Origin of the sequence: Cellulomonas sp. (genome assembly GCF_017744555.1) — a bacterium.
In the GTDB taxonomy this organism is placed as follows: domain Bacteria; phylum Actinomycetota; class Actinomycetes; order Actinomycetales; family Cellulomonadaceae; genus Cellulomonas.
Genome location: NZ_JAGIBD010000019.1, coordinates 1 through 24,406 on the forward strand (window position 1 = coordinate 1; position 24,406 = coordinate 24,406).

Genomic DNA, 24,406 nt, shown 5'->3' on the forward strand with positions numbered 1-24,406 from the left:
GGGCTCGCGGGTCGCCCGGGCGCGATCGACGCCGGCCGCGCCGGCGTCGCCCGCCGTGCCGGGCTCGTGGGCGCGGGTGCCGGTGCGGGCCGGCCGCCCGTCTCGGTCGCCGACGAGGCAGGGGGGCGACGGGCGCCGCGGTCCGACGGTGCGAACGACGCAGGCCGGCTCGGCATGCCGCGCGGCGGAGTCGCGGGGCTCGCGGTCGTGGCCGGCGCCGGGCGCGCCGCTCGCGGTGCGCCGCTCCCGACGACGATCGCGTCGTCACCGGCGTCCGTCGGCCTCGAGGGTGCCGACGACGGCGTGAACGACGGAGGAGCGGGCCGGCGGGGCCGGTCGTCAGGGGTCATCGTGCGCTCACCCTGCGGCACAGACGGCGGTCGTGTCGTCCACGGTGAACGCCTCGCGGCCCGCCTTCTTCGTCGGCGCGGGCGTCGGCTCCGCCTGGACCGGAGGTGCGGTCGTCTCGGTGGACGGAGTCGTCGGGGTCGTCGGTGCGGTCGGCGGTGCCGTGGTGGGCGCTGTCGTGGCCGTCGTCTCGCCGAGCGCCGGCACGTCGTTCGCGATGTTCTGCCACATCTGCTTGGCCGCCGGGAGCCAGACGACCCGGTTCGGGTCGCTCGGCGCGGGCCCCCACGGCACCGTCATGAACGTGATGCTGCCACCGCGGATGGTGCGCATGTTGTAGGCAAGGCCGACCATCGTGCTCGTCGACATCCCGTCGTCCACCGTCAACGAGCTCGTCGCCGCGTTGAGGAAGCCCGCGAGCTTCGGCACGTCGGTGAGGACGTTCTTCGACAGGACCTCCTGCACCATGGCGGCCACGAGGCGCTGCTGGTTGCCGATCCGGTTCGTGTCGGAGCCGTCGCCGACGCCCTTGCCCTTGCGTGCGCGGGCGAAGGCAAGGGCCGTCGAGCCGTCCAGGGTCTGGTTGCCGGCCTTCACGCTGAGGCCGGCGTCCTTCGACGTCATGTCGTTCGGGATGCAGATCGGCACACCGCCGATCGCGTCGACCATCGCCTGGAAGCCCGCGAAGTCGACCACGACGAAGTGCTCGGGCTGGATCCCGGTGTTGGCGGCCACCGTGCGGATCGTGCACGCCGCGGCCGACGCCATGTCACCGCCCATGTCCCAGCCGGTGGCGAACGCCGAGTTGAACATGCCGTGGGTGGCCTTCGAGGTCTTGCCGTTCGACATCGTGCACGACGGGATGTCGACCAGGGAGTCGCGGGGGATGGAGACGGCCTCGACGCGCGTCCGGTCCGCGGAGATGTGCACGAGCATCGTCGTGTCCGACCGCATGCCCGCAGCCTCGCCGCCGATCTCGGCGTTGACGCCGTCGCGCTGGTCGGAGCCGAGCACGAGCAGGTTGACGGCCTGGCCCGCGTTCGGGTCGTCGGGGTCGGGGGTCGTGCTCGGGCTCGGCGCAGCGCCGACCAGGTCCGACACGTCGACGCGGTTGACGTTGCCGTCGAACTTGTGCAGCGTCGCCGCCGCGCCCGCGACGCCGAACGCGACGACCCCGACAGTGGCGAGCGACACGACGCGCAGGACCCGGTGCGAGTGCAAGGTCCTGGCGTGCCGGACGGCACGAGGGCGCGATGTAGCGGCGTGGCGGGAGGTCACCGGATGATCCTAGGAGCGCATCAGGCCCTCGCCGCGGAGCCCACGCAGCGACGCGGTGGAGGACCTGTGCAGATCAGCGGCCCAGCTGCGTGTACTTCGCCTCGGTGGCGTCCTTCTGCGGTCGCCACCACGCCTCGTTGTCGCGATACCACTGGACGGTCGCCTCGAGGCCGGCCCGGAAGTTCTCGTACCGCGGCGCCCAGCCGAGCTCCTCGCGCAGCTTCGTGGAGTCGATCGCGTACCGCAGGTCGTGTCCGGGCCGGTCGCTCACGAGGTCGTACGCGTCGGCCGGCTGGCCCATGATCTCGAGGATCGTCTCGACGACCGTCTTGTTGTTCTCCTCGCCGTCCGCGCCGATCAGGTACGTCTCGCCGATGCGGCCGCGGTCGATGATCGCCCAGACGGCGCTGTTGTGGTCCTCGACATGGATCCAGTCGCGCACGTTCTCGCCCTTGCCGTACAGCTTGGGCCGCACGCCGTCGACGACATTCGTGATCTGCCGCGGGATGAACTTCTCGACGTGCTGGTACGGGCCGTAGTTGTTCGAGCAGTTCGAGATCGTGGCCTGGACGCCGAAGCTGCGGGCCCACGCGCGGACCAGAAGGTCGGACGACGCCTTGGTGGAGGAGTACGGCGACGAGGGGTTGTACGGCGTGTCCGGCGTGAACTTCGCCGGGTCGTCCAGCTCCAGGTCGCCGTAGACCTCGTCCGTCGAGATGTGGTGGTAGCGCACGCCGTGCCGGCGCACCGCCTCGAGCAGCTGATAGGTGCCGATCACGTTGGTCCGCAGGAACGGCCACGGGTCGTGCAGCGAGTTGTCGTTGTGGGACTCGGCGGCGAAGTGCACCACGAGGTCGACGTCCTTCACGAGGCTGTCGACGATGTCGGGGTCCGCGATGTCGCCCTTGGCGAAGACCACCTTGCCGTCCACCGGGTCCAGGCTGCGCTCGTCGCCCGCGTAGGTCAGCGCGTCGAGCACGGTCACGTGCACGTCCGGACGCTCACGCACCGTCTGGTGGACGAAGTTCGAGCCGATGAAGCCGGCTCCGCCGGTGACGAGCACGCGCATGCGAGGGTTCCTCCTGAGTGTTCGGGCGACCGGCCAGCCAGCCTAACGTGTCGCGCCGGACGGACCGCGTGTGCCCGCACGGTAGGCGCCGGTCACGGCCGGGGCGATGAACAGCGCCTCGACCGCGCTGCGCGGGACGACCGCTCGCCGGCCGACGCGTCGGCGTTCCGACAGCAGGTGCGGCAGCAGCGTGACGCACGACGCGAGCGCCCGCAGGCGCGTCCGCACGACCCGCCACGGCTGGCGGCGGCGCAGCGCCACGGACGCGGTGGTGAGCACGAAGGCGCCCCAGACACGCAGCGCGAACCGCGCGGTCGCGTTCTTCGTCGTGATCGCGAGCCGGTTGCGGGCGTCGTGGAACCGGAAGAAGTCGCTGCCCTCCCGCGACGACGCGGCGTGCACGTGCGAGACCACGGCGCCCGGGGCGTGCTCGACTCGATAGCCCGCGAGCCGCAGCCGCCACGAGAGGTCGGTGTCCTCGTAGTACATGAAGAGGCGCTCGTCGAAGTACCCGACGTCGAGGAGCGCGGCGGTGCGCAGGATCGCGGCGGCCCCGCTGAACCCGAACACGGCGGCGGCCGGGGCGTGCGTCCGTGCGTCCGCGAGCCACCCGCGGTCGACGCCGAACCCGTCGGTGCGGACCTCGTTCCCGGTCGAGTTGACCAGCCGGACCGGTCCGTCGGGGTCGGCCACCCAGGTGCCGTCGGGCCCGTTGACCACGCTCGCCGGCTCGTCGTCGGGTGTGGCGGGCCGGAAGTGCTCGGCGAGCAGCACGGTCGCGGCCATGGCGGCCACCTGCTCGTCCGCCTCCCGCAGCGCGGTCACGAATGCGCGGACGAAGCCGGGCTCCGGGGTGGCGTCGTTGTTCAGCAGGATCACCGCGGGCGTCCGCACCTCCCGCAGGGCGAGGTCGTTGCCGCCTGCGAAGCCCAGGTTGACCTCCGAGCGCACGACGCGCACCCAGGGGTGCAGCTCCGCGACGCGCGCGGCGGTGCCGTCCGTCGACCCGTTGTCGACGACGACGACGTCCATGCGCACGTCGCCGAGCTCCTGTGCCCGCAGCCCGTCGAGGCATGCCAGCGTGAGATCGAGGCCCTCCCAGGAGACCGTGACGACGGTGACGTCCGCGGGCGACGTCGTCACGACGCCACGTCCAGGTACACGTCGACCGTGCGCTCAGCGGTCCGTGCCCAGGTGAAGCCCCGGGCCCAGGCCTGGCGTGCCGCGCGTGCAGGCGCACCGTCCGGGACGGCGAGCACCTCGGCCAGCCCGTCCGCGAGCCCGTCGACGTCCAGCGGCTCGGCGTACACCGCGAGCGTGCCGGCGACCTCGTGGAGCACGGCGATGTCCGCGGCGAGCACGTGCCGGCCAGCGGCGAGCGACTCGAGCGCGGGCAGGCCGAAGCCCTCGTCGAGCGAGGGGAGCGCGAGCGCTCTGGCCCCCGCGACGACGCCGCGCAGCTCCGTGTCGCTCAGCCACCCCGTGAGGTGCACACCCGGCCGGTCGGCGAGGTCGCGCTCGCGGCCGGCGGGCCCGGCGAGCACGAGGTCGGGGACGTCCGGGTCGCGGGTGCGCAGCAGCGCGTGCGCGTCGAGCAGACGCCGCAGGTTCTTGCGCGGGTCGAGCGACCCGACGAACAGGACGTACTCGCCGGGCAGGCCGCGCTGCGCGAGCCAGGCGGCCGGCGCGGGGGTGGCGTTGAACCAGGCCTCCTCGACGCCGAGCGGCGTGACGGTCACCTGGTGCGGTGGGAGGCCGTAGTGCTCCCGGACGTCCGCCGCGACGACCTCCGTGGGCGTCACGACCTGCGCCCCGCGAGCGAGCGCGCGGGGGACGAGCTCGCGGTACAGCAGGCTCGCCGCGTCGACGGTCGCCGCGTGCCGCTCGTAGGTGAGGTCGTGCACCGTGACGACCTCCCGCGCCCGGCGGGTCGGCGGGGATACGAAGTTGGTGCCGTGGAACACGTCGGTGCGCCCGATGAGGAGCTCCACCGGCGGCCACCCGCCGCGTCGCCACAGCGACCGCACCAACCGGGCGGGGACACGCCGGCCCGTCTGGACGACGCCGGGCGGGAGGCCCTCGACGGCGCCACCGCGGGCCGTCCACGTGGAGACCACGACCTCGGCGTCGACGTCCCGGCGCTCGAGTGCGCCCGGCAGGGCGGCCACGAGGTGCTCGACGTACCGGCCGATGCCCGTGCGGACGCCGACGAGGGGCGTCGCGTCCAAGGTGATCCGCACGTCGCACATGGTGCCACGGTCGCGTCGCCTCCCCGAGCCTGCCGGCGGGGTCGTCGGGGAGGCCCCGCCGGCGAGGTCGGGGCGAGCCGGGCAGCCGTTACGATCTTCCCGAGCCGCCGCACCGGGTGGTCCCCTTCGCTCGGACGGAGCGCCTCGCAGTGAGTGTCTACGATCTCGAGTCGGTCGATCCTGATGCCGCCAACACCAGCCACGCGCTCGTCCTCGAGCAGGTCGGCACCGGGGCCCGGGTCCTCGACATCGGCTGCTCCACGGGCTTCCTGGGCGAGGTCCTGATCGAGCGCGGCTGCACCGTCGACGGGGTCGAGGTCGACCCCGACGCCGCGGAGATCGCCCGCAAGCGCGGCCTCCGCACGGTGACCGTCATGGACCTCGATCGCGAAGACCTGGCCGCCACGCTCGAGGGTCAGCAGTACGACCGGATCATCCTCGCCGACGTCCTCGAGCACCTCATGCGGCCCGGCGCGGTGCTCGCGGCCGCGTCGACGCTGCTCGCTCCCGGCGGTCAGATCGTCATCTCGGTCCCGAACGTGACGCACGGCTCGCTGCGGCTCGCGCTGCTGCAGGGCCGCTGGGACTACCGCGACACCGGCTTGCTGGACCGCACGCACATCAGGTTCTTCACGCAGGAGTCGATCCTGGCGCTCGTGGAGGAGGCGGGACTGCAGGTCGCCCGGCTGCGGTCGACGATCGTCGACCCGCTGGCGTCCGAGGTCGAGCTGGACCGGGACGCCCTGCTGCCCGAGATCGTCGAGTGGGTCCGCTCCGAGCCGTCGAGCTTCGACTACCAGTTCATCCTCGTGGTCGAGAAGATCGCACCAGGACAGGTCCGGCGACCGAGCCCGGCGCTCGAGCAGGCGGTCGTGCTCCCCGAGATGGTCGAGGCGGCCGAGAACGGCCGTGCGCTGCTGCTCGAGAAGGCCGCCCTCGCTGCGGAGATCACGTCGCTGCGCCGCAAGGTGCTCACGATGCGCGACCACGCGGTGGGAGCGGAGGCGGAGCTCGGGACGGCCCGACGCGAGCGGGCGATCATGGAGCGAAAGCTCGCTCAGGCGGAGCACGACGTCGCCGAGCTGCGGGCGTCGGCGAGCTGGCGCGTCGGCCAGATGGTCGTCGCGCCGATGAGCAAGGTGCGCCGTGCGATACGGGGCAGCGCGTGACGGTGGTGGTTCGCGAGGCGGGGGGCAGCATGTCGGGGGAGATCATGGAGACGGCCAGGAGGACGACGGAGGCACCACGGACGGTGGGCGCAGGGCAGCCGACCCCGTTGATCACGATCCTGACACCCGTGTACGACCCGCCGGCGGCGGCCCTGCGGTCGGCGGTCGAGTCAGTGCGGTCCCAGGACTTCGACGCCTGGCAGCTCGTCCTCGTCGACGACTGCTCGCCCTCCCCGCACGTCGCCGCGCTGCTGCGCGAGCTCGCGGCGTCCGACCCGCGGATCGTCGTCCACCGGCGCACCGAGAACGGCGGGATCGTCGCGGCGTCGAACGACGCGCTCGAGCGTGCGACCGGGGAGTTCGTCGCCCTGCTCGACCACGACGACATGCTCGCGACGGGGGCGCTGGCCGCGATCGCGGAGGCGCTGGCCGACGAGCCGGACGTCGACTACCTCTACACCGACGAGGACAAGGTCAGCGACGAGGGCGACTTCTACGACGCGTTCGTCAAGCCGGAGTGGTCGCCGGAGCGTCTCCTCGGTCAGATGTACACCGGTCACCTGTCGGTCCTGCGGACGTCGCTCGTGCGCGAGATCGGCGGCTTCGAGGTCGGGGCGGACGGGTCCCAGGACCACGACCTCGTGCTGCGCGTGACCGAGAAGGCGCGAAAGATCGTGCACCTGCCCGGCATCTACTACCACTGGCGCGCGATCGACGGCTCGACGGCGCAGGACGGCGAGGCCAAGCCGTACGCGTGGGACGCGGGCGTGCGCGCCGTGCAGCGCAGCCTCGACCGGCAGGGGATCCGCGGGCGCGCGCGCCGCGGCCCGCAGCCCGGCACCTACCGGATCGCCCGCGAGCTCGACCCCTCGGTCAAGGTCAGCATCGTCATCCCGACCCGCGGAGGGACGGCGTTGGTGTGGGGTGAGACCCGCTGTCTCGTCGTCGAGCTCGTCCGGTCGATCGTGTCACTGAGCGAGCACGAGAACCTCGAGCTCGTCATCGTCTACGACGAGCCGACACCCGAACCCGTGCTGGCCGAGCTGCGCGAGATCGCAGGGGACCGGGCGACCTTCGTGCTGTTCGACGAGCCCTTCAACTTCAGCGCGAAGTGCAACGTCGGCTACCTGGCCAGCTCCGGCGACGTGGTCGTGTTCATGAACGACGACATGCAGCTCGTCAGCCCGAACTTCGCGGCCGAGCTCGCCGCACCGTTGTTCGAGAAGGGCGTCGGCGCCACCGGCGCACGGCTGCTGTTCTCCGACGGCAGCCTGCAGCACGGCGGGCACGTGTACGCGGCCGGCGACCTGACGCACGCCGGGTTCAAGGGGCCCGGTGACGACGAGGGGCCGTTCCGCGCCTACCTCGTCAACCGCGAGTGCTCGGGGCTGACCGCGGCGTGCATCGCGGTCACGCGCGCGACGTTCGAGGACGTCGGCGGGTTTAACGAGGGGCTCCCGGGAAACTTCAACGACGTCGACTTCTCGTACAAGATCGGCTCACGCGGCCTGCGGCTGCTGTGGATGGTCGACGTGACGCTGTACCACTTCGAGTCGCTGACCCGGGACTCGACCGTGCACCAGTGGGAGTACGACACGATCATGCGGCGCTGGGGCACGCGGGACCTCGACCCGTACCTCCCGGTGGGGTATCGCGCGGAGCTCTGAGCGCCGGGCGGTACCCGCGGTCACCGTTCGAGCCACCCTCAGTGGGACTCGAAGAGCCCTTCCATGTACACGTGCCCGCGGCTCGTCGAGTCGGCGCGGACGCTGAACTGCGCGGCGACCGGCACGTAGTGGATCTCGCTGCCGTCGGCGGCGCGGAGCGTCGTGCGGACGGCGTAGTCGCCCGACCCCAGGGCCACTCGGGGGAGCGTGAGCGTGTACTGCCTCGTCCCGAGGAGCGGCTCGAGCGAGACGCCCATCATCTCGTTCGTGGTCGTGTAGAGCGGGTTGCCGAGCGGCGTCGCGATGCCGACCTCGATGAGCCAGTCGCGGAGCTCGACGTCCGAGTGGACCGCCATCGTGATGACGACCGAGTCGCCCTCGTCGACGACCGGGCGACCAGACTCGCCGTCGCGTGACCGGACGCTGATGCCCGTGAACCGTGCCTGCGCCGCGACCTCGTCGGGCGACGCCGCCGCGAGCCGGGCGAGGTCGGCCTGCCGGGCCTCCTCGAAGTCGGCCCGCAGGACCATGAGGGCGTCCTCGGGGGCGCCGTCGGCCGCCACCCGTCCGCCCTCGAGCACGACCGCGCGGTCGCAGAACTCGGCGACCTGGTCCAGGCCGTGCGACACGAGGATGATCGTCCGGCCCTCCTTCTGGAACGTCCGGATGCGCTCGAGGCACTTGCGCTGGAACGGCTCGTCGCCGACCGCGAGGACCTCGTCGACGAGGAGGACGTCCGGGTCGACGTGCACGGCCACCGCGAACGCGAGCCGCACGTACATGCCCGACGAGTAGAACTTGACCTGCGTGTCGATGAACCGCTCGATGCCGGAGAACTCGACGATCGCGTCGAAGAAGGTGTCCGTGGTCTGCCGGGACAGCCCGAGGATCGACGCGTTGAGGTAGACGTTCTCGCGGCCCGTGAGGTCGGGGTGGAACCCGGCACCGAGCTCGAGCAGCGCAGCGAGCCGGCCCCTGAGCTGCACCGAGCCGGTGGTCGGCTGGATGATCCCGCCGATCGTCTTGAGCAGCGTGCTCTTGCCCGAGCCGTTGGGGCCGACCAGGCCGACGGTGCTGCCGGCCTCGATCTCGAGGTCGACGTTGCGCAGCGCCCAGAAGTCCTCCTTGTGGAGGTTGGACCTGCCGAAGTTCAGCACGCGCTCCTTGAGCGACTTCTCCTTGCGGATGACGAAGCGCTTCGAGAGGTCGTCGATGCGGATGACGGGCGTGCTCATCACAGCTCCTGCGCGAAGTTGCTCTGGAGCCGGGCGAACGCACGCTGGCACAACCAGAGGAGAAGGACCCCGATGCCGACGGCGACGCCCAGCCGGGTGCCCAGGTCGGAGGGGACCGGCTGGCCGTCGCCCGCGACCCAGAACGTCTGCTGGAACCCGAGCACGGCGAGCGTGACCGGGTTCGCGAGGTACAGGGACTCCAGCGCGGACCCCTCGATGTGGTCGCTCACGAGCTGCCACGAGTACACGATCGGCGATGCCCAGAAGAACACCATGAGGAAGATCTCGACGATGTACTGCACGTCCCGCAGGTACACGTTCACCGCCGACAGCAGCAGCGCGAACGCGGTTCCGTAGACGACGATGACCAGCAGCGACAGCGGGAAGTACCACCAGCGCGCACCGAGGGGGAACTGGCGGGCGATCACGGTGGCGAGCAGCAGGATCACGAGCTGGATGCCGAAGTTGAACAGCGCCGAGCCGACCACGCTCAGGGGGAAGACCTCGCGCGGGAGGTACACCTTCTTGATGAGGCCCGAGTTCATCACGATCGAGCCTGTGCCGATGAGCACGATCTCGTTGAAGAGGGTCCACGCGGTGAGGCCGGTGTAGACGAAGATCGCGAACGACGGGATCTGCTTCGCCGCGCCGAGGAACTGGCCGAGCGCGACGAAGTAGATCAGGAGCAGCGCGAGCGGTCGCATCAGGCTCCACGCGAACCCGAACACGCTGTCCTTGTACCGGGCCTTCAGCTCGCGGAGCACCAGCAGGTGCAGCAACTCGCGCTGGCCGACGATGTCGCGGACGCTCTGCGCGGTGCCGCGGAAGAAGCCGGAGGTGGGCCCTGCGGACCGCATCGGCTCGAGCGCAAGGGCCGCCGCACGGTCTTCCGCAGTCGTGTCCATCTGTCCCCTCGTCACGTCTCGGTGTCCGGGCTGGCAACGAGGATCGGCCCCAGGGTAACCAACAACCGGCGAGCTCCCGAACGCCCCCGGCGGGGGGCGGCCGGCACGCCGATAGGATGCACGGCGGGCCGCGCGAGCGTCCAGCGGCGCCCGGTCGCACCCGCCCACCACCAGGAGGTCCCGTGACTCGTTCGCCCGCCGCTCCGGCCGAGGTCCGACCCGGGGTCGTCTCGGTCGTGGTCGTGAACTACCGCGGCGCGGACGACACCATCGTGTGCCTGCGGTCGTTCGACGACGTGGACTGGCCTGCGGACCGGCTCGAGCTCGTGGTCGTCGACAACGAGTCGGGCGACGGCAGCGCGGAGCGGATCCGGACCGAGCTCCCGGGCGTGACGGTCGTCGAGGCGGGCAGCAACTCGGGCTTCGCCGGCGGGTGCAACCTCGGCGTCGCCCACGCGACGGGCGAGTACGTGGCGTTCATCAACAACGACGCGCGCCCGGCGCCGGGGTGGATCTCCGCGGCCGTGGAGGCGCTCGAGGCCGACCCGCAGGTCGCCGCCGTCGCGAGCAAGGTCCTCGACTGGGAGGGCACCCACGTCGACTACGTCGACGGCTCCCTCACCTGGTTCGGCATGGGCTACAAGCGCGAGGTCGAGCAGCCGGACTCGCCCGCGTTCGACACGGCCAAGGACGTGCTCTTCGGCACGGGGGCGGCCATGTTCGTGCGGGCCGAGACCTACCGCGAGGTCGGCGGGTTCGACGAGCGCTTCTTCATGTTCTACGAGGACGTCGACCTGGGGTGGCGCCTCAACCTGCTCGGGCACCGGGTGCGGTACGTGCCCGGTTCCGTGGCCTTCCACCGGCACCACGTGACGATGCGCAAGTTCGGGAACTACCGCGAGAGCTATCTGCTCGAGCGGAACGCGCTGCTGTCGATGTACAAGAACCTGGGCGACGAGGCGCTCGCGAAGGCGTTGCCCGCCGCGATGGCGCTCGCGGTGCGCCGCAGCGTCGCCCGCACGGACCTCGACGCGACCCAGCTCGACCTGCAGCGGTCGCCCGGCGGCGATGACGAGCCCGACACGACGGTCCCGAAGATGGCCCTCACCGGCCCGCTCGCGATCGACTACTTCGTCGAGCAGCTCCCGACTCTCGCGGCGACTCGTCGCGAGCTGCAGGCGCACCGCCGGCGCAGCGACCGGGACCTGTTCCCGCTGTTCCGGCAGGTCATGGAGCCGGCGTACCCGCAGCCGCACTACGTCGAGGGGTACGAGGCGCTCGTCGACGCGTTCGGCATCACGGAGACGTTCTCGACCCGGCACCGGATCCTCGTCGTGACGGGTGAGCCGCTGCTCGCGACGATGGCGGGACCCGCCATCCGTGCGTGGGAGCTGGCGACCGCGCTCGCCACCGAGCACGACGTGCGGCTGGTCTCCACGGTGGCCGCCGAGACGTCGCACCCGAGCTTCTCGGTCGAGTACGCCGGCGGCACGGGCCTGCGGGAGCCCACCGGGTGGGCGGACGTCATCATCTTCCAGGGGTTCCTCCTGTCGCAGGCGCCGTGGCTCGCTCGCTCGTCGAAGATCCTGGTCGCCGACGTGTACGACCCGATGCACCTCGAGCAGCTCGAGCAGGCGCGCGACCTCGGTCCCGCGGGGCGGGTCGACGCGGTGCAGGAGACCACCCGGGTGCTCAACGCCCAGCTCCGGCGGGCGGACTTCGTGCTGTGCGCGTCCGACAAGCAGCGGGACTTCTGGCTCGGCCAGCTCGCGGGCCAGGGGCGCGTGAACCCGGCGACGTACGACGAGGACGAGGCCATGGCCTCCCTGCTCGCGGTGGTCCCGTTCGGCATCCCCGACGCGCCGCCGGTGCAGCGCAGGCACGCGATCCGCGGCGTCGTGCCGGGCATCGGGCCGGACGACAAGGTCCTGCTCTGGGGCGGCGGCATCTACAACTGGTTCGACCCGGTGACCCTCATCCGCGCGGTCGGCCGCCTCGCGAAGGAGCACCCCGAGATCCGGCTGTTCTTCATGGGCCTCAAGCACCCGAACCCGGGCGTCCCGGCGATGCGCGTGGCGTCCGAGGCGCGTGAGGTCGCCGAGGAGCTCGGTCTCGTGGGCACGCACGTGTTCTTCAACGAGGGCTGGGTCCCGTACGACGAGCGTGCCGACTACTTGCTCGACGCGGACGTCGGGGTCTCGACGCACCACCACCACATCGAGACCGCGTTCAGCTTCCGCACGCGCATCCTCGACTATCTGTGGGCGTCGCTGCCCATCGTGTCGACCACGGGTGACACGTTCGGCGACCTCGTCGAGCGGCACGGACTGGGCCGGACGGTGCCGCCGGGCGACGTCGAGGCGCTCCAGGCCGCGCTCGAGGAGATGCTGTACGACGAGGACGCCGCGGCCCGCGCCAAGGACGCCGTCCGGCGCTTCGCTCGCTCCTACCGGTGGAGCACGGTGCTCGAGCCGGTGCTCGAGTTCTGCCGGTTCCCCCGCCGTGCCGCGGACCTCGCCGCCGCGCTCCCGGAGGTGCAGCTCAAGCGGCGCCCGCCGCGCGGACCCCGCCTGTCGATCCGGTCCGACGTGGCGCTCGCGCGCAAGTACCTCGCGGAGGGCGGCCCGTCCGAGCTCGTGCGGCGCGCCCGGGGCCGGGTCGGCAGGATCCGCAACCCGCAGCAGGACGACGGCGCGGAGCAGCTGCCGCCGCTGTAGCCGGGAGCAGCCGGGACCGGTCGAGGTCAGCGCAGCGAGCGGTAGACCTCGGCGGTCCGGGCAGCGGTCGCGGCCCACGTGTGCCGTGCCGCCGCGTCCCGGCCGAGCGCGGCGAGCTCGTCGTGCCGCGGTCCGGCGGCCTCGACGAGCGCCTCCGCGAGGGCGTCGTCGTCGAGCGGGTCCACCAGCAGCGCCGCGTCGGCGGAGAACTCGGCCATCGACGTCCCGCGGCTCGTGACCACCGGGACGCCGTGCGCCATCGCCTCGAGCACGGGCAACCCGAACCCCTCCCACGTGGAGGGGAACGCGAACGCGCGCGCACCTGCGTACGCGGCGTGCAGCTGCTCCCACGTGAGCCGGCCGAGGACCCGGAGCCGGTCGCCGAGCCGCGCGGCGGGCCCCTCGAGGTCGACCGACCCCCACCCGACCGGCCCGACAAGCACGAGGTCCAGGTCGGTGCGGGCCGCGACCTGCTCGAACGCGGTCAGCAGCGTCGGCAGGTTCTTGCGCGGTTCGACGGTGCCGCACCACAGCACGTACGGGCGGCCGGTGAGGCCGTGCTCGCGGTGCAGCGCCGCGACGTCCTGCGCGGTGGTCGTGGGTACCTCGGCCGCGAGGGGCACGACGCGCAGCCGCTCTCGCCCGATGCCCTGCGCGACACAGTCGTCGGCCGTGATCTGCGACGGCGTGATCACGACGTCCGCCTCGTCCCGGACGATCTCGAGCGCGCGGCGGAAGAACCGGTTGCCGCGCGCGGTGAAGTGCTCGGGTGCGCGCAGGAACGCCAAGTCGTGCACCGTCGCGACCAGCGGCGCGGTCCGCGGGGGGATCGCCCACGTGGTGGCGTGCACGACGTCGACGTCCCGCGGGACCGACCGCCGCGGCCGACGCGTGGTGCTCCACGCCTCGTACAGGAGCCGACGCGGCAGCGGGGACGTCCGGACCGGCACGCCGAGGGCTCCCGACGGCGGCGGGCCGTCGTGCCGGGCGGCGATCCCGACGAGGTCGACCTCGCCTGCCGCCGCGAGGGCCGCCACGAGCTCGCGGACGTACGTGCCGGAGCCGCCAGGCACCGGCTGCCACAGCTGCTCGACGGTCAGCGCGGCCCGGACGGTCGGACGCTCGGTCGGAGGCACCGGCCGAGCCTAGGGCGTCGAGGAGCGCGACGACGACTTGGGTACTCTCACGGTGCCGTCGTACGCGTCGACGGCCGCGAGCGGAGTCGGAGCACATGAAGATCCTGATCGACGCCACGGCGATCCCCGAGGACCGGGGCGGCGTCGGGCGGTACGTCGACGCTCTCCTCCCGGCGCTCGTCGCCGAGGGTGCCGACCTGGTCGTCGCCTGCCAGGCGCGCGACACCGAGGTCGTGTCGGGCCTTGTGCCGTCGGCGGAGGTCGTCCCGGCCCCGACGCGGGCGGCGGGCCGCCCCGCCCGACTTCTCTGGGAGCAGACCGGTCTGGTCTCGCTCGTGCGGTCGACGGGCGCCCAGGTGCTGCACAGCCCGCACTACACGATGCCCCGGTTCTCGCCCGTGCCCGTCGTCGTGACGCTGCACGACGCCACGTTCTTCAGCCACCCCGAGGTGCACTCACCGGTCAAGGCGCGCTTCTTCCGCAGCGCCACGCGGACGGCCGTGCGACGGGCGGCCGCGCTCGTCGTCCCGTCCCGGGCGACCCGCGACGAGGTCGTGCGCTACACCCATGCCTCGCCCGACGCGTTCCACGTCGCCTATCACGGCGTCGACCGCGCGCTCTTCCACCCGGTCGACGAGGCCGAGCAGGAGCGCGTCCGGCAGACCCTCGACCTGCACGGGCGGCCGTACGTCGCGTTCCTGGGGACGCTCGAGCCGCGCAAGAACGTGCCCGCGCTCGTCCGGGGCTGGGTGGACGCGGTCCGCGACCTGCCGGAGCCGCCTGCGCTCCTGCTCGCCGGCGCTCCGGGCTGGGACGAGGAGGTCGACCCGGAGATCGCCCGGGTGCCCGAGGGGCTGGTCGTGCGACGCACGGGCTACCTCCCGCTCGCGGATCTCGCCGGGTACCTGTCCGGTGCCCTCGTCGTCGCGTACCCGACCCTGGGCGAAGGCTTCGGCCTGCCGGTCCTCGAGGCCATGTCGTGCGGCGCGGCGGTCCTCACGACGCGGGAGCTGTCGATGCCGGAGGTGGGCGGCGACGCGGTCGACTACTGCGGGACGGACGACGCGTCGATCTCCGTGGCTCTGCGCACGCTCCTGACCGAGCCGGAGCACCGTGCCCAGCTCGCGGCGGAGGCGACCGCGCGCGCAGGGGAGTTCACCTGGCGGAGCGCCGCCCGCACGCACCTGGCAGCGTACGAGGCGGCGCTCTCCGTGGCCTGACGCCCGCGGTCAGGAGCCGAGCGTCGCCCGGTAGGCCTGCACGGCCTCGAAGGTCGGAAGCAGCCCGCTCGCGGCTGCGTCCGCGAGCAACGGTGCGACCGCGTCCTTGTCGGACAGCAGCGGCTCGAGGGGAGAGCCGTCGCGGGCGGTCGTCGGCCACTCGATGCCGATCTGGGGGTCGAGCGGGTGGACGCCGTGCTCGCGACCCGGCGTGTACGGCGTCGAGCAGAGGTACAGCACGGTCGAGCCGTCCTCGAGCGACATGAAGGCGTGCCCGAGCCCCTCGCTCAGGTAGATCGCGCGACGGTCCACGTCGTCGAGGAGCACGGTGTCCCACTGCCCGAACGTCGGCGACCCCACCCGGACGTCCACGACGACGTCGAGGACCGCGCCCTTCGCGCACGTCACGTACTTGGCCTGGCTCGGCGGGGTGTCCGCGAAGTGGATACCGCGCAGCACACCGGCGGCGGAGACCGAGCAGTTCGCCTGCGCGACCGAGAGCTCGTGGCCGACGTTCTCGGCGAACGGGGCTCCCTGGAAGTACTCGAGGAACACGCCCCGGGAGTCCGGGAACTGTCGCGGGGTGATCTCCCACGCGCCGGGCACTCGGAGCTCGCGGTACGGCATGTCGGTCCTTTCGACGGGGTGGGGGCCGCAGAGAAGCGTACCGAGGTCGACTAGCCTGGCGACGCACCGCGGACCGGGCCGGTCCGGTGCTGACACGAGTGTCGAGGAGACGGAGTGGGCGTGCGCTGGTTGGTCGTGGGTGCGAACGGGATGCTGGGCCAGGATCTGTGCTCGCTGCTCGCCGAGCGCGGGCAGGACGTGACGCGGCTCGACCGGGTGCACGTCGACATCACCGACGCCGGTGCGACGGACGGCATCGCCGCAGGTCACGACGTCGTGGTCAACTGCGCGGCGTACACGGCGGTCGACGCCGCCGAGTCCGACGAGGCGACGGCGTTCGCCGTGAACGCCGTCGGCGCCGCCAACGTGGCGCGGGCGGCCCGTGAGGCGGGCGCACGCGTCGTGCACATCTCGACCGACTACGTGTTCGACGGCGGCGCGTCGACGCCGTACGTCGAGGACGCGCCGGTCGCGCCGCGGTCCGCTTACGGGCGCACCAAGTGCGCGGGTGAGTGGGCTGTCCGCAGCGCTGCGCCCGACCACCTCGTGGTCCGCACGGCGTGGCTGTACGGCGCCCACGGCCCGTGCTTCCCGAAGACGATCGTGCGCGTGCTGCGCGAGCGCGGCTCCATCGACGTCGTCGACGACCAGCTGGGCCAGCCGACGTGGACGGTGGACCTGGCCGACCTGGTCGTCCGGCTCGTCGACGCGCAGGCCCCCGCCGGGACGTACCACGGCACCGCTTCGGGCCAGACGTCGTGGCACGGCTTCGCCGCCGCCGCCGTCGCGTCGGCCGGGCTCGACGCGTCCGCGGTCGCGCCGACCACGAGCGAGGCCTTCGTCCGGCCCGCGCCACGCCCCGCCTACTCGGTGCTCGGGCACGACGCCCTGCACGAGGCGGGCGTCGCGCCGATCGGGGACTGGTCCGCCCGCTGGGACGCGGCCGCAGCCGGCGTCCTGGCCTAGGCGGGGCCCCCCCGACCGGGCGGCGCCCCGACCGGTCGGGGCGCCCTGGCGGCCGCGGTCAGCCGACCGTGAACGTCCGGCACGCGAAGGCGGGGTTCGGTCCGCCGCTCGCGTCGATGCCGTACGCGCACAGCGTGTGCTGGCCGGCCGTCGTGGAGAGTGCGGCCGAGTACCCGTGCAGGTCGCCCTTGCCGTAGACGGCACCCACGTCAGGCCGTGACGTGTCGGCCGTCGTCGCGCCGGCCCAGCCGCCGTCGACGTAGAAGTGCACGCCGATGGGCGCGGTGGTGTCGGGGTCGAACGCCCACCCCGTCACGGTGGCGGTGGTCCCGGAGACCGTGATCGCGTCGACGACGCCGATCGGTGCCGCGTTCACCGGCGCCGGGGCAGCACCGGTGAACGAGCGGCAGTCGAGCTCCTGCTCGGCGCCCGTCGTGGAGTCGAGGCCACGGACGCACACGCGGTGCGCGCCCTGCGAGGCCGCGAACGCGACGTTGTACCCGTGCAGGTCGCCGTTGCCGTACGCGGCCGCGACGTCCTTGCGGGAGATGTTCGCGGTCCCGCTGGCGGCGAGCGCGCCGTCCAGGTACACCCGGACGCCGATCGGAGCGACGGTGTTCGGGTCGAACGACCAGCCGGACACCGTCGCCGTGGAGCCGTTCACCGTGACCGCGTCGATGACGCCGACCGGCGGCTTCTGCACGACGGTCGCGGTCGTGAACGTCCGGCATGCGATTGCGGGGTTGGGGCCGCCGCTGCTGTCGATCCCGTAGGCGCACACCGAGTGCGTCCCGGGGGCCACGGTGAGCGTCAGGGAGTACCCGTGGTTGTCGCCGTTGCGGTACACCGCGCCGACGTCGGGGCGGGAGGCGGCGGCGTCGACCGCGCCGGCCCAGCCGCCGTCGACGTAGAAGTGGACGCCGATGGGAGCGGTCGTGTCGGGGTCGAACGCCCAGCCGCTCATCGTCACCTCCGAGCCGTTGACGCTGAGCGAGTCCATGACGCCGAGCGGCGGCTTGTTGACGACGGTCGCGGTGCGGCAGCCCAGGTCGGTGTTCATCCCGCCCGTCGCGTCGACGGCGGTCGCGCAGACGCGGTGCGTGCCCGCGGGCGACGGCACGGTGATCTGGTAGCCGTGCAGGTCGCCCTTCCCGTAGGCGGCCCCGACGTCGGCGCGGGGGTTCGCGGCGTTCGCGGCGCCCGCCCACCCGCCGTCGACGAACACGTGCACGGAGACGGACGCCGTGGTGTCAGGGTCGAGCGCCCAGCCGGACACCGTGACGGTCGTCGGACCGCCCGTCGCGGCGTCGAGCGCGCCGATCGGGGAGCGCTGAGTCGTCGGGCCGAACCACTCGGTGAAGTACAGCCAGAAGTTCCGGTTGCCGTACGACGAGCAGGAGTCGCCGGTCCCGTAGCCGGCCGCGAGGGCTGCGGCGTTCGGCTGGTACGGCGTGTAGTTGTACAGGCCCGCGGTCGCCTGGCTCTGGATGACGACGGGTGCCGTGCCGCACGCGGCGTTCGGGTGGTACGCGACGTTGTTCAGGACACCCACGCGGTGGCTGTAGCGCGTCGGGTTCAACGCGTAGTTCCGGAACTGCGACGCCGCCGAGTACACCTGGTTGAAGAACCCGTAGTACTGCGAGTCGCACACCGACGTGTCGGGGCAGCCGTAGCCCATCGCGCTGCGGTAGCGGTTCGCGTAGAGACCCGTGCCGGAGCCACGGACCAGGCCCTGCTCCTTCTGCAGGGTCACGAGGATGACCTGCGGGTTGATCCCGCAGGCCCGCGCGACCTTCGCGACGATCGACGCGGCGTTCTCGTTCGTCGCCCCCGCGTAGCCGCCGGGGCAGCGGTCCGTCGCCGCGCGCGTCGTGGTGTCCTGGCGGTAGTCCTTCAGGCACGGGGTGCCGTCGGATCCGGGCTTGCAGGACGCGCCCTGCTGGTCGAGGAAGACCTGGATGTCGGACGCGTTCATCGTCGTGGGGTCGAAGAAGATCGAGTCGCTGATGATCAGGCCCGGGTCGAAGCCCGTCGGGGTCGCGGCCACGGCCGCCTGCGGGGCGGGTGAGGCGACGACGAAGCCGATGCCGAGGGCGGTCACCAGGACCGCGCCGAGCAGGCGTCGGACGCGACGGCCAGGGGTGTGGGTCATGCTCACGGCACCTCGATGATCAGGGGGGTGGACGTGGCCAGCGAGGTCGACGACGCGTAGTCGACCGACGCCTGCCAGCTCCCGGGACCGAGCGACGCGCGGGGGACGCTCAGCAGGTCGCACGACGTCGAGCTCGCGTCCGGGTACGCGGTCGAGCGGGCGGTGACGGTGCTCGCGCCCTGAGTGAGGGTGAGGGTGCACGTGCCGTCACCCTCGACGAGCGGGACGTACCCGCTGACCTCGACGGCACCGGACGCGGAGTTCCACGCCCCGAAAGTCACCACGAGCGTCGTGCGCTTGCGTGGGTCGGCGGGTGGCGCGCTCGTCGCGCCGGGCGCCGGCTGTGCCCCCGGGGGTGCGGACTGCTGCGGCGTCGACGGCGCGGTCGCGTCCGGGCTCGGAGGCGTCGTCGTCAGCGTCGGCGACGCCGTGGGCGTGGCCGTGCGGGGCGAGGTCGTCGCGCCGGGGGCGCCGCCGGGCTGGGGCGTGCACGCGCCGAGCAGCACCAGGGCGGGCAGCAGCCACGCGGCGCGCGGCACTGGACGAGCAGGGCGGGACATGTCGCCTCGACGGTTGTGGGGAGCGATGACCCACCACGGTAGCCATCCGCGGCCGTCGACCCGCAGTTCCGGGGCGTGTCTCACCCACGAGTAGCGCGAGGGCGTCGGATTCGTGCCGAGATGCACGGTTCGCCGGTGCCGGTGTCCGGCTCGGGGAGGGCAGTGCCTTAACCTGGTGCGTCGTGACCACAACGTCCGCGCCGGTCGTCGGCGACACCGAGCCCGCGCCCGAGCAGGGTGTGAGCACGGTCGAGCGCGCGTCCGGCGGGTCGCGGTTCCCGTTCTGGGGGCGAGCCCTCGTCGGCGGTGTGGCCGGTGTCGTGCTGGTGCTGGCCGCGCTGACGGTCGCGTCGGTCCCCGGGGAGGTCCTCCTCGCGCTCCTCGCGGTGGCGACGCTCCTCGTCCCCACCTCGCGCGAGCTCTCGCGCCGGATCCTTGTCGCCGGTCCCGTCCTGCTCGGCGGGCTCCCGATGCTGTGGTGGTGGAAGCTCCCGCTCGCGGACGTCGGCGGTCACGCGGGCCTCCTGCTCGCGCTGCTCGTCGGTGGTGTCGGGGCGTGGCTCCTGGCCGGGCCGCGGCCCCTGCGCCGCGCGCGGCTGCTCCTGCCTCGCGTCCGCTGGGTCGACGGCGTCCTGGCGGTGGCCGTGCTCGTCGCGGCCTGGGTCTACCTCCCGTCGTTGCGTCCCTCGAGCCCGGAGGTCGCGCTGTCGCGCCTGCTGCGCGGGTGGGACAACTCGGCGCACTTCGACATGGCGTCGATGCTCTACCACCACGGCGTGGTGATCAGCCACATCGAGCCGGGGCCGCTGGGGCAGTGGTCGTACGCGCAGTACCCGCAGGGCTTCCACACCGTGACGGCGACCGTGATGGAGGCCCTGCTCGGGCCTGGCGCCGACGCGGACCCCGGCGTCGTCCTCGCGACCTACGCGCGCTCGATGACGCTCGTCGTGCTCCTCGCGGTGGCCATGGTGCTCGCGGGCATCTGTTCGCTGCCGGCGCTGCGTCGCCGCCCGTTCGTCGCGTTCCCGGCCCTGATGTTCGTGGTCGCGACGTTCACCCTGGGGCCTGGCGGGATGCTCCTGCACGACGGGTTCCCCAACTTCATCGTCGCGGTGGCGTTCGTGTCCGCGATCCCGCTGCTGGTGGTCCAGATGACCCGGCCGCTCTCGCCCGTCTTCCTCGCCGCGCTCGGCGGCGCTGCGGTCGGCATCGCGCACAACTGGTCGCTGCTGCTGTCCATGGGCGCGCTTGGTGTCGTGGCGGTCTTCTTCCCGCGGACCCGGCTGCGGTGGACCACGGACCGTCGCGCGTGGGTGGCGCCGGCCGTGATCACGCTCATCACGCTCGTCGGCCTGGCGCAGGCATGGACGATGCTGCGGCACCAGCCCGGCCTCGGCAACCTGCTCGGGATCGGCGGCGGCGTGACGCCTGTCCCGCTCGGCCAGCTCGTGCTCACCAGCGTCGGCGCGGTGGCGGCGTGCGTCTTCCTCCTGGTCCAGAACCGTCGGCCGCACGGGCCGTGGAGCGGCGACGCCGTGCGCACCGCGTGGACCGGACTCGTCCCGCTCGCGGGCATCGGGTTCGCCGCCGCACTGGCGTTCACCCAGATCCGGGCCCAGGGCGACGTCGCCTACTACTTCTGGAAGTACTCGATCGCGGTCGAGCTCGTGTCGTCGGTGGTCCTCGTCGTCGCGCTCGTCATGGCCCTGCGGCCGGTGGGTGTGCGCCGGACGGTGGGGGTCCGTGCCGTGGGTGCGTGCGCGCTCGTCGTCACCGGGGTGGCAGCCCTCCTCGTGTACGGCCTGCCGAAGGTGCTGCCCACGTCGCTCGGCGGAGGCGTCGCGCCGGGCGGCGTCGCGCGGGCCGACTTCGTCGCCCTCGGGCACGCCGCCGTCCCGGCGCAGGACGCGATCGACCTCGTCGCGGCCGCCCGAGCACCCCGCCCCGAGTCCGACGGGCCGCGCACGTTCCTGCCGTACCCGTGGGGTCAGCAGGTGCCCCCGATGATGTCGGCGCAGTGGTTCGACGCATTGACCGGGCGGTGGATCGACCAGACGCAGCGGCTCCTGCCGAACGAGAACCCGACAGGGTCGAGCCCGCAGGACGCGATCGACGCGGCGCGCAAGGTCCTGCGCGCCGAGCCCGACGTCATCGTGGTCGTCGGCCCGCAGTACGTGGACGCCGTCAAGGACGCGGTGGCCGACGAGGGCTGGAGCGACAGGGTCCAGTCCTGGTGAGGCCGTCCCGCTGACGGCGTCAGCCGACAGTCACCATCCGGCAGCCGATCTCCGGGTTGTAGCCGCCCGCGCTGTCGATCGCGTAGGCGCACACCCGGTGCGACCCCGCAGCGACCGGAAGCGTGACGCCGTAGCCGTGGTCGCCGGCGATGCGGTACACGGCTGAGACGTCTGGGCGGGGCGTGGCCGCGGTCGTCGCGGTCCGCCAGCCGCCGTCGACGAACACGTGCACGGAGATCGACGCGCTGGTGTCGGGGTCGAACGCCCAGCCACGGACGGTCACCTGCCCGCCGGACGCCACGACCGAGTCGACGACGCCGATCGGGGGCGCGTTGGTCACCGTGAGGAGGCGGCAACCGATCTCCGGGTTGTAGCCACCGGAGGTGTCGATCGCATAGAGGCACACGCGGTGCGTGCCCGTGGCGATCGGGAAGCTGACGGCATAGCCGTGGTCGCCCGAGATCCGGTAGGCGGCCGCGACGTCGGGGCGGGGCGTGGCGGCCGTCGTGGCGGTGGCCCAGGCGCCGTCGACGTACACGTGGACGCCGACGGAGGCGGACGTGTCGGGGTCGAACGCCCAGCCCGTGACCGTCGCGACGCCGTTGCCCGCGGCCGCGGAGTCGACGACGCCGACCGGCGGGCTGCCCACCTGGACCGTGCGGCAGCCGAGCTGCTGGTTGACGCCGACGGGCTGGTTGATCGCATAGACACACACGTTGTGCACGCCGGGGGAGGCGGGGAGGGTTGCGTCGAAGCCGTGGCGGGGCCCCTTGTGGAACACGGCGTCGACATCAGGCCGGTATCCGTCCGCGGTGATCGCCGTCAGGCTGTCACGCAGGTAGACGTGCAGCACCACGGGCGCGGTCGTGTCCGGGTCGAGCGCCCACCCAGCCACGCGGATGGAGGTGCTCGTGCTCGAGACCGCGTCGAGCGACCCGAACGGCGCTGCGTTCGTCACCGTCTTCCAGTCGCAGCCGAACATCACGTCGTTCCCGGCGCCGACGTTGCGCGCGGTGAGGCAGACCTCGTGCGAGCCCCCCGGAGCGGGTATCCGGAAGCTAAAGCCGTGCAGGGTGCCGTTGCCCGGGAACGGGCCGGCGAGGTCCGGGCGCGAGCCGCCCGCGACGAACCGGGTGTCCACCCCGTCGACCGTGACCGTGACCTCGAGCGACTCCGTGCTCTCGGGGTCGAGGACCCAGCCGCCCCCGTAGATGGCGGACGAGTCGGCGCCGAACGAGTCCAGGCTCCAGATCGGCGACGCGTACACCGCGTCGTTCGCGAGCGCGGCCACGCGTGCGCGGACGTACGGCAGCTGGTCGAACAGGTTCTGCCCGGGGCATGAGGTGAGCTGGGCGTCCCGGTGTGCGTAGATGGTCGGGAACGTGACGACCGTGCCTTCCGGGTACTTCGACGCACCACCGCCCGACACCATCGTCACGGCGCTGCCGCCCAGGATGCGGAACGTCTTGAACTTCCACGAGATGAGCTGGCTCAGCGACTCGAGCATGGCGCCCGACGGGGCCGCGGTGCTGTAGTCGCCGATCGCCGCGATCCCGATGGTGCGGCTGTTGAACCCGCCGGTGTGCACACCGATGACGGCCTTCGTGATGCTGCCCGCGCGGCCCTCGAAGACGCGGCCGAACTTGTCGACGAGGAAGTTGTAGCCGAGGTCGCACCAGCCACGGCCGCCGGCCGCCTCGGGGCGCGTGTGGTACTCGAGGAAGCCGCGTAGCAGGCCGGGGACGTCGTCGGGCCCGTAGTCGTTGGTCGACGCGGTGTGGTGGACCGCCGCCGCGAGCGTCGTCGGGGCGAGGTCGGCGTTGCACGTGCGCAGCGACTCGTCCGCGCCCCAGGCGGCACGCGTGATGATCGCCGGGCCGACCGCGGCGGCCGTCGGGACGACCGTGGCGGAGGTCCTGCGCACGAGCGAGGCGTTCCGGACGACGGCGCCACCCGTCGACGACGCCCCGTTCGCGGCGGCGTCGGCGGGGTCCTCGCCCGGGTCGATCAGGACCGCCTTCAGCCCGGTGATCGAGCCGGTCGCCGCCTCGGCCCAGATCTGCAGGCCGTCGGCGTGCAGCGCCACGACGGGGTCGGTCGCGCCACGGTGACCGCCGGCACGGTCGTCCGCGCCGCCCGCGTCGGGTGCGAGGTCGGACTGGCCGACGGCCTCCCAGTCGCTCCACCGGTCGGCCTGCCGCACGCGGTAGCGGATCACGGGGTCGCTCAGGCCGCGGGTCTCGTCCCAGCTCACACCCAGCACGGAGAACGGGGCTGTGTCGAGCTCGCCGGTGAGCACGTCGGGGTCGGGCGCGGGCCCGTCCGCGTCGGCTCCCTGCGGTCCGGTCGGCGGCGGTGTGGCGGCCGGTGCGGCTGCGTCCGGCGTCGTGCTCGGCGCGGCCACGGACGGCGTGGCAGACGGGGTCGGAGTCGTCGTGGTCGCAGGCGGCGTCGCCGTGGCCGACGGTGTCGCGGGCACGTGCGTCGCCGGTGGCGCGTCGGCCGCCGTGGTGCGCCATGCGGCGGTGGTGACCCGCGCGCGCGACGTGGAGGCCGCAGCCGGGGCGACCGCCGGGGCAGTCGTCGGCGACGGCGTGGCGACGACGTCGAGAGCGGCGTCCTCGACGACCGGGGGAGCCTGTGCCGGCAGGTCCTCCAAGGCGGCCCGGTCGACGCCGCTCAGGTCGAGCTCGTCGACCGAGACCGAGGCCGCGCGCGTCGTGGCCGCCTGGGCGGGTCTAGGGGCCAGTCCCGCGGTGACGGGTGTGCCGACCAGGAGAGCCAGCGCGAGAAGCCGCGACACCGGACCGATCATCGTGTTCCTCCCCTGAGCGGCCGCAGGCGGCGACCGTGGCCATTGGACCATGGGGC

Annotated in this window: 17 protein-coding genes; 6 read left to right on the top strand and 11 right to left on the bottom strand. The window is 72.8% G+C overall.

Annotated features, from left to right (window positions below; genetic code table 11):
* Window positions 1-357: 357 nt before the first annotated feature.
* The 4 genes from J7523_RS12930 to J7523_RS12945 all read right to left on the bottom strand — a co-directional run bounded on the left by J7523_RS12930 (window position 358) and on the right by J7523_RS12945 (window position 4,935).
* Window positions 358-1,626 (bottom strand): LCP family protein, encoded by a 1,269-nt coding sequence (locus tag J7523_RS12930; RefSeq protein ID WP_291887140.1) that lies wholly within the window; start codon window positions 1,624-1,626, stop codon window positions 358-360.
* 73 nt (window positions 1,627-1,699) lie between these two features.
* A complete protein-coding gene (rfbB, locus tag J7523_RS12935) occupies window positions 1,700-2,695 on the bottom strand; it encodes a dTDP-glucose 4,6-dehydratase (protein ID WP_291887143.1) in 996 nt (331 codons plus the stop codon).
* A gap of 42 nt (window positions 2,696-2,737) precedes the next feature.
* On the bottom strand, window positions 2,738-3,838 hold the full coding sequence (locus tag J7523_RS12940) for a glycosyltransferase family 2 protein (protein WP_291887146.1): 1,101 nt from the start codon (window positions 3,836-3,838) through the stop codon (window positions 2,738-2,740).
* Window positions 3,835-4,935 (bottom strand): glycosyltransferase family 1 protein, encoded by a 1,101-nt coding sequence (locus J7523_RS12945; RefSeq protein ID WP_291887149.1) that lies wholly within the window; start codon window positions 4,933-4,935, stop codon window positions 3,835-3,837. Before J7523_RS12945 ends, J7523_RS12940 begins: the two co-directional genes overlap by 4 nt.
* Window positions 4,936-5,093: 158 nt before the next feature.
* On the opposite strand from J7523_RS12945, the gene J7523_RS12950 reads away from it, so the two are divergent.
* Window positions 5,094-6,113, top strand: coding sequence for a class I SAM-dependent methyltransferase (locus tag J7523_RS12950; protein ID WP_291887151.1), 1,020 nt, complete (start codon window positions 5,094-5,096; stop codon window positions 6,111-6,113).
* A gap of 83 nt (window positions 6,114-6,196) precedes the next feature.
* Window positions 6,197-7,780, top strand: a complete 1,584-nt coding sequence (locus tag J7523_RS12955; RefSeq protein WP_291887153.1) for a glycosyltransferase — start codon at window positions 6,197-6,199, stop codon at window positions 7,778-7,780.
* A 38-nt stretch (window positions 7,781-7,818) separates the two neighbouring features.
* On the opposite strand, the gene J7523_RS12960 is transcribed toward J7523_RS12955, so the two are convergent.
* Window positions 7,819-9,015 carry an ABC transporter ATP-binding protein gene (locus tag J7523_RS12960; protein ID WP_291887154.1) on the bottom strand — a complete coding sequence of 399 codons (1,197 nt, stop codon included), beginning with the start codon at window positions 9,013-9,015 and terminating at the stop codon, window positions 7,819-7,821.
* Complete coding sequence (locus J7523_RS12965; protein ID WP_291887156.1) at window positions 9,015-9,920, bottom strand: ABC transporter permease; 906 nt, start codon at window positions 9,918-9,920, stop codon at window positions 9,015-9,017. The genes J7523_RS12960 and J7523_RS12965 overlap by 1 nt, the downstream gene beginning before the upstream one ends.
* Before the next feature lie 182 nt (window positions 9,921-10,102).
* Here J7523_RS12965 and J7523_RS12970 point away from each other — a divergent pair, with 182 nt between their 5' ends.
* On the top strand, window positions 10,103-12,637 hold the full coding sequence (locus J7523_RS12970) for a glycosyltransferase (protein ID WP_291887158.1): 2,535 nt from the start codon (window positions 10,103-10,105) through the stop codon (window positions 12,635-12,637).
* A 26-nt stretch (window positions 12,638-12,663) separates the two neighbouring features.
* On the opposite strand, the gene J7523_RS12975 is transcribed toward J7523_RS12970, so the two are convergent.
* Window positions 12,664-13,773 (bottom strand): glycosyltransferase family 1 protein, encoded by a 1,110-nt coding sequence (locus tag J7523_RS12975; protein ID WP_291887161.1) that lies wholly within the window; start codon window positions 13,771-13,773, stop codon window positions 12,664-12,666.
* Between the two features lie 95 nt (window positions 13,774-13,868).
* Between J7523_RS12975 and J7523_RS12980 the strand changes: the two genes are divergently transcribed.
* On the top strand, window positions 13,869-14,993 hold the full coding sequence (locus tag J7523_RS12980) for a glycosyltransferase family 1 protein (RefSeq protein WP_291887163.1): 1,125 nt from the start codon (window positions 13,869-13,871) through the stop codon (window positions 14,991-14,993).
* Between the two features lie 9 nt (window positions 14,994-15,002).
* Here J7523_RS12980 and rfbC read toward each other — a convergent pair whose 3' ends face one another.
* Entirely contained in the window at window positions 15,003-15,620 is a 618-nt protein-coding gene (gene rfbC, locus J7523_RS12985) for a dTDP-4-dehydrorhamnose 3,5-epimerase (RefSeq protein WP_291887166.1), read from the bottom strand.
* 120 nt (window positions 15,621-15,740) lie between these two features.
* Here rfbC and rfbD point away from each other — a divergent pair, with 120 nt between their 5' ends.
* Window positions 15,741-16,586 (top strand): dTDP-4-dehydrorhamnose reductase, encoded by an 846-nt coding sequence (gene rfbD, locus J7523_RS12990; protein ID WP_291887169.1) that lies wholly within the window; start codon window positions 15,741-15,743, stop codon window positions 16,584-16,586.
* Between the two features lie 58 nt (window positions 16,587-16,644).
* Here rfbD and J7523_RS12995 read toward each other — a convergent pair whose 3' ends face one another.
* On the bottom strand, window positions 16,645-18,738 hold the full coding sequence (locus tag J7523_RS12995; protein ID WP_291887172.1) for a hypothetical protein: 2,094 nt from the start codon (window positions 18,736-18,738) through the stop codon (window positions 16,645-16,647).
* 2 nt (window positions 18,739-18,740) lie between these two features.
* The gene (locus J7523_RS13000; RefSeq protein ID WP_291887176.1) at window positions 18,741-19,298 is read right to left on the bottom strand and encodes a hypothetical protein; all 558 of its coding nucleotides are present in this window, start codon (window positions 19,296-19,298) and stop codon (window positions 18,741-18,743) included.
* Window positions 19,299-19,480: 182 nt separating this feature from the next.
* Between J7523_RS13000 and J7523_RS13005 the strand changes: the two genes are divergently transcribed.
* Window positions 19,481-21,535 (top strand): hypothetical protein, encoded by a 2,055-nt coding sequence (locus tag J7523_RS13005; protein ID WP_291887178.1) that lies wholly within the window; start codon window positions 19,481-19,483, stop codon window positions 21,533-21,535.
* A gap of 19 nt (window positions 21,536-21,554) precedes the next feature.
* On the opposite strand, the gene J7523_RS13010 is transcribed toward J7523_RS13005, so the two are convergent.
* Window positions 21,555-24,350: an N-acetylmuramoyl-L-alanine amidase gene (locus tag J7523_RS13010; RefSeq protein WP_291887181.1), complete on the bottom strand. Its 2,796-nt coding sequence runs from the start codon at window positions 24,348-24,350 to the stop codon at window positions 21,555-21,557.
* Between the last annotated feature and the right edge of the window lie 56 nt (window positions 24,351-24,406).